General features: G+C 29.4%; 7 protein-coding genes and 2 tRNA genes. 8 read left to right on the plus strand and 1 reads right to left on the minus strand.

The genetic code is table 11. The features are described from left to right. The first annotated feature begins 17 nt into the window (after positions 1-17). The 8 genes from BV55_RS0105285 (at position 18) to abc-f (ending at position 13757) form a co-directional block, all read left to right on the plus strand. Positions 18-1409 carry an NAD(P)/FAD-dependent oxidoreductase gene (locus BV55_RS0105285; RefSeq protein WP_029451773.1) on the plus strand — a complete coding sequence of 464 codons (1392 nt, stop codon included), beginning with the start codon at positions 18-20 and terminating at the stop codon, positions 1407-1409. A 12-nt stretch (positions 1410-1421) separates the two neighbouring features. Next, entirely contained in the window at positions 1422-1784 is a 363-nt protein-coding gene (locus BV55_RS0105290) for a DUF1667 domain-containing protein (RefSeq protein WP_029451775.1), read from the plus strand. 391 nt (positions 1785-2175) lie between these two features. Then, positions 2176-3456 (plus strand): serine--tRNA ligase, encoded by a 1281-nt coding sequence (gene serS / locus BV55_RS0105295; RefSeq protein ID WP_029451776.1) that lies wholly within the window; start codon positions 2176-2178, stop codon positions 3454-3456. Positions 3457-3806: 350 nt separating this feature from the next. Next, positions 3807-3897 (plus strand) — tRNA-Ser (locus tag BV55_RS0105300). A gap of 38 nt (positions 3898-3935) precedes the next feature. Then, a tRNA-Ser gene (locus tag BV55_RS0105305) sits at positions 3936-4026 on the plus strand. Positions 4027-4200: 174 nt separating this feature from the next. Next, positions 4201-7674, plus strand: coding sequence for a helicase-exonuclease AddAB subunit AddB (gene addB / locus BV55_RS0105310; protein ID WP_051652405.1), 3474 nt, complete (start codon positions 4201-4203; stop codon positions 7672-7674). After that, entirely contained in the window at positions 7661-11449 is a 3789-nt protein-coding gene (gene addA, locus BV55_RS0105315; protein WP_029451778.1) for a helicase-exonuclease AddAB subunit AddA, read from the plus strand. The genes addB and addA overlap by 14 nt, the downstream gene beginning before the upstream one ends. 547 nt (positions 11450-11996) lie before the next feature. Then, positions 11997-13757: a ribosomal protection-like ABC-F family protein gene (gene abc-f / locus BV55_RS0105320; RefSeq protein ID WP_029451779.1), complete on the plus strand. Its 1761-nt coding sequence runs from the start codon at positions 11997-11999 to the stop codon at positions 13755-13757. Between the two features lie 241 nt (positions 13758-13998). On the opposite strand, the gene BV55_RS0105325 is transcribed toward abc-f, so the two are convergent. Next, positions 13999-14949 (minus strand): AEC family transporter, encoded by a 951-nt coding sequence (locus BV55_RS0105325; protein ID WP_029451780.1) that lies wholly within the window; start codon positions 14947-14949, stop codon positions 13999-14001. Positions 14950-14973 lie beyond the last annotated feature (24 nt).

Below are 14973 nucleotides of genomic sequence, written 5' to 3' on the forward strand. Positions count from 1 at the left end.
TATGTAGGAGGATTAAGATGGATTATGATGTATTAGTTTTAGGTGGAGGAATAATTGGAAGTGCCGTGGCCTATGAACTATCGAAATATAATCTAAATATAGCACTTATTGAAAAAGATTATGATATAGCGGATGACGTTGCAATGGTTAATACAGATATAGTTTATGACGGAACTGAATGTAAAGATGGACTTATGGCAAAATTAGAAATGATGGGTAACAATATGATGGAAGAAGTAACATCAAAATTTAATGTGCCATTTATAAGAACGGGTTCATTAGTAATAGCTGAAGATGAAGAATCTATAAAGACTATAGAAGATATTTATTTAAGAGCTAAAAAAAGAGGAATAGATAATGTTAATATAATAGATAAAAATCAGGTTTATAAAATAGAACCAAATTTAAATACAATAGTTAAAAAGGCTCTTTATTCTAAAAGTGTAGGGATTATTAGCCCTTATGATTTAGCTATAGCATATGCTGAGGTAGCCTTTGATAATGGTGTAATATTTAGATTAGAAGAAGAAGTTTTAGATATACAAAAACTAGCTACAGGACTTAAAGTAACTACAAATAAAAATAAATTTACATGTAAAGTTGTAGTAAATACTATACCTAAAGATTTTTATCAAATAGATAATGAAAAACCTTATGATAAAGAAGAAAGTGAAATACTTACATATATGCTTTTAGATAATGAGTATAAGAACTATTTTTCAAATATAGTATTTTCATTAAAAGAAAATGGCAAAGGCTATTCTTTACCTACATTTGGAGGAGGGCTTATCGCGGCATCTTTAACAAATGATGTTATTGATTTTAATACTACACTTAATGTTGTTTCAGAACTTGTAGGAGATATAGATAATGAAAACATAAAGACAATGTATCATTCAAAGTATTATAAAGATAATATAATTATAGATGATAGTGATATAAGTAAAGGTTATGTTAAAGTAATTGGAAGAAGTTACGCTGCAGTTACTATAGCACCTGCTATTGGAAAATTAATTTGTGAAAGTATAACTAATAGCTTAAAGAGCACAATTAAAAAGAACTTTGTAGATAAAAGAAGAGACTTTTATAAATTTAAGGAATTATCTTTAGAAGAAAAAGATCAAATAATAAAACTTGATAAAAGATATGGCAAAATGGTATGTATGTGCAATCAAATAACAGAAGGTGAGATAGTTGATAGTATAAGAAGACCACTAGGAGCAAGAACCATAGAAGGAATAAAAAGAAGGACAGGGGCTACCTTTGGAAATTGCCAAGGGGCCTATTGTTTAAGTAAGATAGTAAAGATATTATCAAGGGAAACAGATAAAAAACTTACTGATATTCTTAAGGACTCTAAAAATTCTAAAATGCTTTTAGGAAGAATTAAAGAATTTAAAGAGATGTAGGAGGAGTATATTTTGATAGATAAAATTTTATGTAAAGAATGTGCAAAGGGCTGCATCTTAGATATATATAAAGATAACGGTAATATAGAAATAGAAGGTAATAAGTGTGATATAGGTAAGGAGTATGGAATAAAGAAGATTAAAGACAATAATGGAATATTGACCACACTTGTAAGAATAAAAGGATCTTCACAACATAATGTGGTTTCAGTTAAAAGTAGTGACGTTATAGATAAAGGATTATGGATTGAATGTTCAAAAGCTTTAAGTAGAATACATATAGGTCCACCTATAAATATAGGAGATATTATATGTAAAAATATCTTAAATACAGGTGTAGATATACTTTCTACGATAAATATAAAAAAGGATTAAATTATTAATGGTATAATGTTGACATTATCTGATATAATAGATATAATGTATCAAATATATAAACTGTTGAAGAGGCTAGTATTAATATATTAGGTTGGTATTTTTAAAAGTAAACTCCGAGTTTTTTTAGTTAATTTTAAAGATACATTAAGAGAATCAGTGTTAGGTGCAAACTGATACCTATATTTTAAGAATCCACCTTTGAGGGACTGCTACAAACAGTACGGGTTTTTCCGTTAAAGAATTTAAAGAGGATTAGTTTAATATTAAATTAATCAACTAGGGTGGCAACGCGGAGCTTTTCGTCCCTTATTGGATGAAGGCTCTTTTTTTATTTCCCAAAATTAATAAATAGGTAAAATAATTAGAATTCAAATAAAGGAGTGTTATTATGTTAGATTTAAAAAGAATAAGAAATAATCCAAAAGATATTAAGAAGGCTCTAAATGACAGAGGTGAAAACTTTGATATGTCTATTATAGATACTATTCTAGAGTTAGATGAGGAAAGAAGACAAATATTAATGGAGGTTGAGACATTAAAGGGAAAGAGAAATCAAGTATCTGCTTCAATACCACAGCTTAAAAAGTCAGGTGAAGATGTAGAGCTTATAATGAAGAAAATGAGAGATCTTGGAGATAAGATTAAAGAACTTGATGTTAAGGTTTCCGAAATAGATGAAAAGGTGAAATATATGATGCTTAGGATACCAAATATACCAAATCCTAAAGTACCAGATGGAAAGTCTGATGAAGATAATGTAGAGGTAAAAAGATGGTCAGATTCTACTAAGTTTAGTTTTGAACCTAAACCTCACTGGGACATAGCATCAAACCTTGATATTATTGATTTTGAAAGAGCAAGTAAGGTAACAGGTTCAAGGTTTGCTATATATAAAGGACTTGGTGCAAGACTTGAAAGAGCTGTAATAAATTACTTTTTAGATAAGCATATTTATGATAATGGATATACTGAAATACTCCCCCCATTTATGGTTAATAGAGAAAGTATGACAGGTACAGGTCAACTTCCAAAATTTGAAGAGGATGCATTTAAACTTTCTAATGAAGATTATTTTCTTATACCAACAGCAGAGGTTCCTGTAACTAATATGTATAGAGATGAGACTTTTAATGGAGATATATTACCTATAAAGTATTGTGCTTATAGTGCTTGCTTTAGAGCAGAGGCTGGATCTGCTGGAAGAGATACAAGAGGACTTATAAGACAACATCAATTTAATAAGGTAGAGCTAGTAAAGTTTTGTAAGCCAGAGGATTCTTATGAAGAACTTGATAAACTTATAGTTGATGCTGAATCAGTGCTTAAAGGTTTGAATCTTCCTTATAGAATGGTAAGAATATGTAAGGGTGATTTAGGGTTTACAGCTGCATTAAAATATGACCTAGAGGTTTGGATGCCAAGCTATAATAGATATGTAGAAATATCAAGCTGTAGTAATTTTGAAGACTTCCAAGCAAGAAGGGCTAATATTAAATACAAGGAAACTCCAAAGGATAAACCTAAGTTTGTTCATACAATTAATGGATCAGGCCTTGCCATTGGAAGGACTGTAGCTGCAATACTTGAAAATTTCCAAAGAGAAGATGGAACCGTAGAGATTCCAGAAGTATTAAGACCTTATATGGGTAAAGAAGAATTTATCAAGTAATTTTTAGACTCAGGTGGAGTTTGCTTATAAGGAATACATCTCTCCATCTGAGTCTCAGAAGAACTTATCCAGGGGCGTAGCAGCCGTCATCCCCCACCTTGAAGAGGATAGGGGTGTTACGGATGGTAGCCATCGGATAAAATAGACTATAAAAGTTAAAATAAATTAACGAAAATTTTAGCCGTGGTAAAGTAACTTTTGCCATGGCATTTTTATTTTATCCGCTTATAGTTATATGTGGATATTATAAAAGGACTTTAGTGATGTATTTAGACAAAAGATAAATAATTTAAAACTTAATGTTGACATAATTAAACTTGGCTGATATAATAATCATTGTTGTAAGAAGTGGAAAGATGGTCGAGTTGGTTTAAGGCACCGGTCTTGAAAACCGGCGTACGGGTGACCGTACCTAGGGTTCGAATCCCTATCTTTCCGCCATTTTTTATTTAATACAAAATAAAAATTTTTAGCTGCGTGGAGAAGTACTCAAGTGGCTAAAGAGGCGCCCCTGCTAAGGGCGTAGGTCGGGAAACCGGCGCGAGGGTTCGAATCCCTCCTTCTCCGCCAAAACACCTAACTTTTAAGTTAGGTGTTTTTTGTCGTATAAAGTCGTAAAATTAAGAACAAATGTTTGTTGATACTTAATTGTTTAAAGGATATAATTTAATTAATGGAATATAAGATAAAAACAATAGGAAAAGTAAAATTAAAGAATTATAAATATAAAATAGGGGTGAATTTATGAGCTTGAGATTCATTTATGGAAGGGCTGGTTGTGGTAAAAGTACATTTTGCCTAGATCAAATAAGAAGTAAAATTGAAAAGAATACAGATAATAAACTTATATTACTAGTACCAGAGCAATTTTCATTTCAAGCTGAAAAGGATCTTTTAGATAGTATAGGTGAAAGAGCCTTATATAAAGCAGAAGTTTTAAGCTTCAAAAGAATGAGTAATAAAATATTAGATCAGGTTGGTGGGTCTGCTCATAAGAGAATGAATGATGCAGGAAAGAATATGCTTATATACAAGGTATTAGATGAAACTTCAGATAAGTTAAAGTTTTTCTATAAAGCTAGTAAACAACAAGGATTTGTAGATATACTTTCAGAACTTATCACAGAATTTAAGAAGTATAATGTAACACCTAATGTTATAAATGAATCTTTAAGTAAAATAGAAGATTTAGAGCTTAAAAATAAATTAGAAGACATTTCATCTATTTATGAAGGCTTTCAAGGATATCTTGAACCAGGATACTTAGATGCTGAAGATGAATTAACTATACTTTCTAGAAAGCTAGATGAAAGTGATTACTTTAATGATGCAGAAATATGGATAGATGAATTTACTACATTTACCCCACAACAATATAGCATAATAGAAAAGTTACTTCAAAAAGCTAAAAGAGTAAATGTATCTCTAAATTCAGATATGTTAAATGGCTATAATGATGTAGATAATACAGATGTATTTTCAATTACTAAGGTTACAGAAAAGAAGTTACTAAACATAATTGAAAGAAGTGGAGTAGGCTATGAAAAGCCTATAGATTTAAATAAAGAAACTTGCCCGAGATTTTGTGAAAGTAAAGAACTTAGGCATATAGAAAAACACTTTTTTTCATTTCCTTATAAATATTATAACTTACCTGTAGAGAAGTTAAGAATGTATAAGGCATTAAATACTTATGATGAAGTTGAAAAGGTAGCAAGAAGCATAGTATCGGAAATACGTGATAAAGATTATAGGTTTAAGGATATAGCTGTTGTATGTAGAGAAATTGAAAGTTATGAAAGAATAGTATCTGTAATATTTAAAGAATATAATATCCCATTTTTCTTAGACAAAAAAAGGGACGTTACAGATAATCCATTAGTTGTGCTTATAACATCGGCTTTTGATGTATTCATAAAGAATTGGTCATATGAGTCTGTTTTTAGATACCTTAAAACGGGTATTGTAAAGATACAAAGAGAAGATATAGATTTATTAGAGAATTATGTATTAGCTTATGGCATAAGGGGATTTCATTGGGTTAATGATGAGTTTTGGAGATTTGGGTTTGATAAGGATAAAGAAATGAGTGTATCTGATATAGAAAAGTTAAATAAAATAAATGAGATTAAAGATATGGTAAGGGAACCTTTATTAAAATTACAGTCTTCAATTAAAGATGATAATAGTATATTTAATATTTGCAGTAATTTATATGAGTTTTTAAATGAAATAGGAGCTTTAGATACTATAGAAGAGTGGTCAGAAAAGTTTTCAAAAGCTGGAGATCAAGAAAAGTCTGATGAATATGGTCAAATTACAGATATTGTAATACAGGTACTAGATCAAATGGTAGAGATTATGGGAAGCGAGAAAGTAAAACTAGATAAGTTTGTAACCATTTTAAACGTAGGATTCGAAAAATACAAAATGGGATTAATACCTGTATCTTTAGACGAGGTATTAGTTGGAGATATAGGTAGGGTTAAAAGTCATGAGGTTAAATCACTTTATATAATTGGAGTAAATGATGGGGTATTTCCTGGAAGCTCTAGAGAAGAGGGTATACTTTCAGATTTTGACAGGAATATGTTAAAAGACTACGGTATAGAACTTGCATCTGATACTAAAACACAAGCTTTTGAAGAACAATTTTTAGTTTATACCTCCCTTAGTTTATCAAAAGAATTTATTATGCTAACCTATCCTATGGCTGACTTTGAGGGGAAGGCTTTAAGACCATCTATTATAATATCTAGAATGAAAAAGTTATTTCCAAAGCTTGTAGAGGAAAGTGACATTGTTAAGGTTAATGAGGATAACTTTGAATATATAGTATCTCCACAGCCTACATTTAATAATCTTATATCTACATTAAGAAGGAATTTTGAAGGGGAAGAAACAGAAAAAATATGGTCTGAGGTGTATTATTGGTACAAAGATAAAGAGCAATGGAAAGACAAGATGTCTTCAGTATTTAAGGGACTTAAGTATAATAACCTAGTAGAAAAGGCAGATGAAAGTAAGATAAAAGCTCTATATATGAAACCTTTTAATTTTGATGTATCAAGAATAGAAAAGTATGCTGAATGCCCTTTTGCATATTATGTACAGTATGGACTTAAAGCTAGAGATAGAAAGATATATGAGTTTTCTGCTCCTGACATAGGAAGTTTTATGCATGATGTAATAGATAAATTTTCTGATAGGGTAAAAGAAGAAAATTTAAGCTTTAGAGAACTTGATATAGATTGGTCTAAAAAGGTTATTGATGAGCTAGTGGAAGAAACTATTGAAGAAAAGAACGCTATATTAAAAAGCTCTGCAAAGTACAAATATATGGCAGGTAGGATGAAAAGAATAATATCAAAGTCCATAATGGTAATTTCAGAACATATAAAAAGAAGTAGCTTTGATCCAATAGCTAATGAATTAAAATTTGGACTTGGACACAAGGATTTAAAGCCTATAGAAATTTTCTTACCATCAGGGGAGAAGGTTACGTTACAAGGCAGAATAGATAGGGTAGACGGCATGGGGTTAGATGATAAGGTATATATAAGAATCATCGATTACAAGACAGGAAACAAGGAGTTTTCGCTATCTGATGTGTATTATGGACTTCAGCTTCAACTTTTAGTATATCTTGAAGCCATATTAGAAAATGCAGATAAATTTGTAGAGTCAAATGTTCTTCCAGGTGCCATATTATATTTTAGAATAGATGATCCGATAGTAAAGGCGAGAAGAGGACTAGAGGAAAAAGATATTGAAAATCTTATATTAAAAAAGCTTAAAATGCGAGGCCTTTTATTAGCTGATGCTAAAGTAGTAAAGGAAATGGATAATGGTATAGATGGATATTCTCTAATAATTCCAGCTAGGATGAATAAAGATGGTTCACTTGGTAAGTCTTCTGCTATAACTTTAGAACAATTTGATATATTAAGAGAATATGTAAAAGAAACCTTAGTTAGATTGTGTGATGAAATGTTAAGTGGAAATATAAGTATATCACCTATAAAAAAGGATAAATATACAAGTTGCAGTTACTGTAAGTTTTCAGCTATATGTCAGTTTGATTCAACGGTTAAAGGAAATAAATATGGAAACATAAATAAAAAGACTGATGAAGAGGCTTTAGAGCTTATATATAAGACTGTATCTGATAGGTTACTTATTGAGGCTAAGGGAGGTAATGATGATGGGAGAAACTAAATGGACTAAGGAACAAGAAAAAGCTATTACTAAAAGAGGCTGTAATCTTTTAGTAGCAGCCGCAGCAGGCTCAGGAAAAACAGCAGTGTTAGTTGAAAGAATAATAAGGATGATAACAGATAAAGAAAATCCTGTAGATATAGATAAACTTTTAGTAGTTACCTTCACTAATGCTGCAGCATCTGAAATGAGAGAAAGAATAGGTGAGGCTATATCAAAAAGATTAGATAAAGAGCCTGATTTAAAGATATTACAAAGGCAGCTTACCCTTTTAAACAGAGCCAATATAACAACAATGCATTCCTTTTGTCTTGATATAATAAAAAACAACTTTCATTATATAGATTTAGATCCAAACTTTCGTATTGCAGATGTAACAGAAGCGATTTTGCTTAAGCAAGAAGTTATGGAAGACTTGTTTGAAGATAAATATGAAAAAGAGGATAAGGACTTTACTATTTTAATGGAATGTTACACCACAGGTAAGGATGATGTTTACCTTAAGTCTATAATAGATGATCTTTATGATTTTTCTATGAGTGGTCCTTGGCCTCATACATGGTTAAGAGAAAAGGCGGAAGATTTTAATATAGATGAAAGCTTTGATATAGGAACTTCACCTTGGGGGAAGGTTATAATTAATAACATAAATTTAGAATTAAAGGGTCTTAATGAAAAGTTAATGGACGCATTAAATATATGTGAAACATCTATAGGCCTAGATCCATATAAAGAAACCATATTAGAAGACTTAGATATTATTGAAACTTTAATAATAGCATCAAAAGAAGGCTTTGAGGAAATTTATAAGGCAATCTTAAATATTAAGTTTAAGACTATTAAAAGGTGTTCAAAGGAAGCGGACAAAGAGTCTCAAAAAGTGGTTAAAGACTTAAGAGATGAAGTTAAAAAAAGGACAAAAAAGATAACGGAAGATTATTTTATAGATTCACCAGAAGATATTAAAGGTAGCTTAAAAGAAATGTACGTTGTTATGAAATCCTTAGTGGAAGTTACTATAGACTTTGATAATAGATACAAAGAAAAGAAAAGAGAAAGAGGTTTGCTTGACTTTAATGATTTAGAACACTTTTCCCTTGAAATATTAACAGCTGTAGATGAGGAGGGAAATGTAGAACCGTCTAGCGTAGCAAAGGAACTTAAGGTTAAGTTTTCTGAAGTATTGGTAGATGAATATCAAGATAGCAATAGTGTTCAAGAAACTATAATAAATATGGTTTCAAGAAAACATGATGATAATCCTAATGTATTTATGGTAGGAGATGTAAAACAAAGTATCTATAGGTTCAGGCAAGCAAAACCAGAACTCTTTATGGATAAGTATAGAAGTTATTCTATAGAAGAAGATAAAGGTGATGATAATAAAAAGATACTACTTTATAAAAACTTTAGAAGTAGACTTGAAGTTATAAATGCAGTAAATTATATCTTCAAAAAGATAATGTCAAAGGAAGTTGGAGAGCTTGATTATGATTCTAAAGAAGCTCTAAACTTAGGGGCAACTTTTGAAGATATAAAAGAACCCTACGTTATGGTAGGTGGAGATGTAGAGCTTAATATAATCGATAGAGGTGGTAAAGAGCTTACTGAGTCAGATGAAGATGAGGAAAGTTACAATACTAATGATGACTCCTTAGATGAAGAAGAACTAGATAAGATTCAATTAGAGGCACGACTAGTTTCAAAAAAGATAAAGGCTTTAATAAACCAAGGTGATGGAGAAGTATTTAAGGTTTATGATAAAAATATAAAAGGATATAGACCCATAATGTGTAAAGATATAGTAATACTTATGCGGTCTACAGCAAATTTTGCACCTACATTCGTAGAGGAACTTGGACTTGAGAACATACCTGTATATGCAGATTCTGCAGCAGGGTATTTTCAAACTGTAGAAGTAAGAACTATAATGTCATTACTACAAGTAATAGATAATCCTCTTCAAGATATACCTATGATCTCAGTTTTAAGATCTTCCATATTTTCCTTTACTCCAGAAGAACTAATAGATCTTAGAATATATAATAGAGAAAAGTACTTTTATGAGTCTTTAAAAGAAATTGCAAATAGTGAAGAAGAGATTTTAAAAGAAGATAATCAATATAAATATGAAGAGAATTTAAAGTCAAAATGTAAATATGTGATTGAATCTATTGAAAAGTGGAGAGAAAGATCTATCCATGATTCTATAGATGAATTTATTTGGTATTTATATAGTGATACTTCTTATTATGGGTTTGTAAGGGCTATGCCTAATGGAGCTCAAAGGCAGGCTAATCTTAAGATACTATTCCAAAGGGCAAGGCAATATGAAAAGACTAGCTATAAGGGCTTATTTAACTTTATAAATTTTATAAATAAATTAAGAAAGACTAGTGGAGATATGGGAAGCGCTAAGATACTTAGTGAAAATGAAGATGTGGTTAGAATAATGAGTATCCATAAAAGTAAGGGTCTAGAGTTTCCAGTAGTTATACTTGCAGGCTGCGGAAAGAATTTTAATATGATGGATCTTAATAAGCCAATATTATTTCATGAGGAGCTTGGTTTTGGACCAGATTATATAGATACTATAAAGCGTATTTCATACTCTACTATGGCTAAGCAATCTATAAGACGGAAGATAAAGCTTGAAACTTTATCAGAAGAAATGAGGATATTATATGTAGCCTTTACTAGAGCGAAAGAAAAATTAATAATAACAGGCTCTGTACCAAACATTGAAAAGTCAGCTCAAAAATGGTGTTATAGTGCCATGAATTCTGTAGAAAAGATAGCGCCTTTTGAAACTATAAAGGCAAAGACTTATTTAGATTGGATAGGAATGGCTATGGTAAAACATCCTAAAGGTAATGTATTAAGAGAAATAGCAGATATAGATATGGAAGACATAGACTTTAAGGATGAGTCCATGTGGAATATACAACTTTGGAACAAGGATACAATATTAGGGGACATAGAAGAAATAAAGGTTGAAGAAGATATAGAAGATATAGAAGATATAGATCTTAAAGAAAATGAAAATATATATAAAGAAGAGATAGAAAGAAGACTTGGATATATATACCCTTATGCTTATTCATCCTCTATGCCTGCTAATATATCTGTTTCAGATCTAAAAAAGCAGTATTATGATGAAGAGATAAATAATAATGTTAGTAGCATATATAAAACAGAGACACTTAAAAAGCCTAAGTTCTTACAAGAAGATAAAGGTCTATCAGCATCAGAAAAGGGAACAGCTGTGCATTCTGTAATGCAACATATAGACTTAGATAAGACACTTAACATACAAGATATAAAGACTCAATTAAATTATCTAGCCATAAAAGAATTTTTAACAAAAGAAGAAATAGAGTCAGTAAAACCACATAAGATATTAAAGTTTTTCCAAAGTGATTTAGGTAAAAGACTTTTAAAGGTATATAATGACTCTGGAAATGTTAAAAGAGAAATGGACTTTTATATGGATATACCAAGTACAATTATAAATAAAGATCTTCCAAAGCTATATGAAAATGAAAAAATAAGGCTTCAAGGTATAATTGATTGCTACTTTGAAGAGGAAGATGGATTAGTATTAATAGATTATAAGACAGATTATGTAGGTGAGGATGGGGTAGAACCTATAAAAGATAGATATAAAATTCAATTAAAGTATTATGAAGATGCTTTAGTTAAGATCACAGGAAAGAAAGTTAAAGAAAAGTATTTATATCTTTTTTATAATGAAGAAGTTGTAAGAATGGATTAAAAGATAAGATATATATAAATAGTTCAATGTGTAAAGGAGATTAACATATTGAACTATTATCTTTTTAAAGTAAAGGCTTAATATTTTTTAAAAAGGCAGATATTTATTAATATAATTTAAGGATTGATTTTAAATAATGATTATGTTAATCTATTATTAGAATAATCAAATAAATGTATATAAGGAGAACAAAATGAAGAAGATGCTCTTAACTAGATAATCTAATTGAATATTGGTGTTTTAAGGATATTTAAAGGTAAATTATAGACCTTTATTAAGTGAACCTTTTAACACGTTATTATGAGTTAAGAACATTAGTAAAATATAAAATAGCTTATTACTACTGTGTTTTGTTGCACAGTTTTTTGTTTTTATAACTAATATAAATAAGAATTGTAACATTTTATAGGGTACAATATATAGTTGTAATTATACTTATTTAGTGAGGTTTAAAGACGGCTATGGACTATGTTCATAGTCTTTTTTTGTTGAAATTTTTAACTCATAGATTAACCTTTAATAATTATTAAAAGATGAGGTGATATTTATGGCAGTTTTGCTTAGCTTGATTAATGTAAATAAAGAATTTGGACAAAATATTATTTTAAATAATATAAATTTTGATATTGAGGAAGGTGACAGGATAGGACTTGTAGGCTTAAATGGATCTGGAAAAACTACCTTAGCAAATATTATTTGTGGAGGTATTAAGTTTGATAAAGGAAGTATAAAATGGTATAAGGAAAATATTAGAGTAGGTTACCTAAAACAAGATGGCTCATATACTCAAAAGATAATAGATGAATACCATAATGAAGTTAAGGATGAAGTAAATATAAAAGATTTTCTTCACATATCTAGTCATTTAAACATAAAAAGAGATATAAATCCATTAAGTCAAGGAGAACTTAATAGCCTAAGTGGTGGAGAAAAGATGAAGTTAGCTTTAGCTAATATATTGTCTTATAATCCCAACTTTCTTATATTAGATGAACCTACTAACTATATTGATTATGAAGGAATGCAGTGGATTATAGAGAAAGCAAAAAGTTATAAGGGTACTTTATTAATAATATCTCATGATAGATATTTTTTAAATAGCACAGTAAATAAGGTAATTGAGATAAGTAAGGGTGTCACAAATACCTATTATGGAAACTATAGTTTTTATAGAGATGAAAAGAAAAGAAGATATGAAAGTGAAATTAATCAATATAATATTCATCAGTATAACAAATTAAAAGTTGAAAAGGAAATAAATAAATTAAAAGAATGGTCTCAAAAAGCTCATAACGATTCAGCAAAAAAACAGGCAGCTGGTCTTGGAAAAAAAGAATACTTTAGGGCAAAGGCTAAAAAAAGAGATAAGCAAGTAAAGTCTAAGATTAAGCAATTAGAGAAATTAAATTTAGAAGGAATTAAGAAGCCAAAAGAGGATAAAAGAATTGACTTTAAATTTACCAATGTTACTTTAAAGGGAACAAGAATAATAGAGGCATCCAATATAGAAAAGGGTTTTAGTTCTAGAATTTTATTTAAAGATAGCTCTTTTTATATAATGAGGGGGGAAAGAGTAGGTGTATTTGGGCCTAATGGGTGTGGTAAAACAACTTTATTAAAGATCATTTTAGATAAAGAAAAACCAGATAAAGGAGATGTTTTTCTAAGTAAGTCTGTAAGCATAGGATATTTAAGTCAAGAAGAGTTAGATATTGATGAGGACCTATCTGTTATAGAAATGTTTGATATTAAATCAAGGCAACAAGAGGGAGAGCTAAGAAGGCTTTTGAATAATATGGGGTTTGATGAAAATATGATAGGACAGAAGGTTTCAACATTAAGTTATGGAGAAATTACAAGGGTTAGAATAACAAAACTTATCATTAAAGACTTAGATTTATTAATAATGGATGAACCTTTAAATCATTTAGATATTTATAGTAGAGAAAAGTTAGAAGAGGCTCTTAATGATTATGAAGGAACTATAATTTTAGTATCTCATGATAGGTATATGATTGAGAATTTATGTAATTGCATTTTAGCTTTTAAAGATAATAAAATAAAGAAGATATTAGGTGATCCTAGAGAATATTTTGATAAGATATACGTTAAAGAAAATATACTCATATCGAATAAAAATCAAATTAATCATCTAAAAGATGCCAAAGATAAAAAAATGTTAATTGAAAATGAGATTTCATATGTGCTCGGAGAACTAAGTAGATTATCTAAGGATAGTAAAGAATATAATGATATGGATAAAAAATTTAAAGAGCTTATTAATAACAAAAGAAAATTGGATCATTAGATATTAAAAATAGTTTCCAAAGATACTTTAGTATTTATAAGGGAACTATTTTTTTATAAATTAGCATGAAGTAATTCTTATATTCCATCAAGTGATTCTTAGACTCAGGTGGAGTTTGCTTATAAGGAATACATCTCTCAATCTGAGTCTTAGAAGAACTTATCCAGGGGCGTAGCAGCCGTCATACCCCACCTTGAAGAGGATAGGGGTGTTACGGATGGTAGCCATCGGATAAATATATTTAAAATAAATATATAAATAAAAGAATGTACAAAGGTATAAATATAAGACTTGCAAGGTTTGAAAGTGTTCCCATTACAGTAGCATATTTGTAATCAACGTTGTAAGATTTAGAAACTATAGCAATCTGAGTCATAACAGGCATTGCAGATTCTATAATAAATACTTTAGCCATAAGTTCTGGAATAGGAAATAGCTTTATAACCATAAAGGTTACTAAAGGGGATATTATAAATCTACCCATGAATATAAATAGTGAATCTTTACCTATATTAAAGTCATTATGATTTAGAGTACTTAAAGTCATACCAATAAATAAGGTTGATATAGGTGTAGTTAGATTTCCAAGGTACTTAAATCCATCTAAAAGAAAGCTAGGTAAACTTATATTAAAAAGTATAAGTAATACAGAGATTCCAAAGGCTATTAAAGGTGTAGAGAGAATACTCTTTAAGGAGCTTATATAAGAAAACTTTTTGTCATCTACAAGACCACTATCTTTTTTTATACTATGTACACCCACAGTCCAAAACATAAAAGTATTTACAATATAATATAAAAGTACATAAGGAATAGCCTCGTCCCCAAACAAAGATATATTAACAGGAAGACCTATAAATATTGTATTAGAAAGAAAAAACATAGTACTAAAGGTACCCCTTTTTTGTTTAGGTACTTTTAAAATAAGTGCAAGTATTTTACTTAAAAAAAAGGTTAGTATCATAGAAATAAAGGGTATTAAAAGTCCTATGCTAGATGATGTTAAGTCTTCTTTAGTAAATGAAGTAGTAAGATTATATATCATAAAGCATGGTAGAGATAGTTTTATAACAAGTGTTGAAAATAAGATAGGGGTATCTTCATTAAACCAATTTCTTTTACTTAAATAAAAACCTATAAAAATCAAGAAGAATATAGTAAGAAGACTTTGTAAAGACTTAAGTATAATCATGGAAAACATCCTTCCTATTTTAAA

The sequence above is a fragment of the Clostridium algidicarnis genome, assembly GCF_000703125.1.
Classification (GTDB): domain Bacteria; phylum Bacillota; class Clostridia; order Clostridiales; family Clostridiaceae; genus Clostridium_L; species Clostridium_L algidicarnis.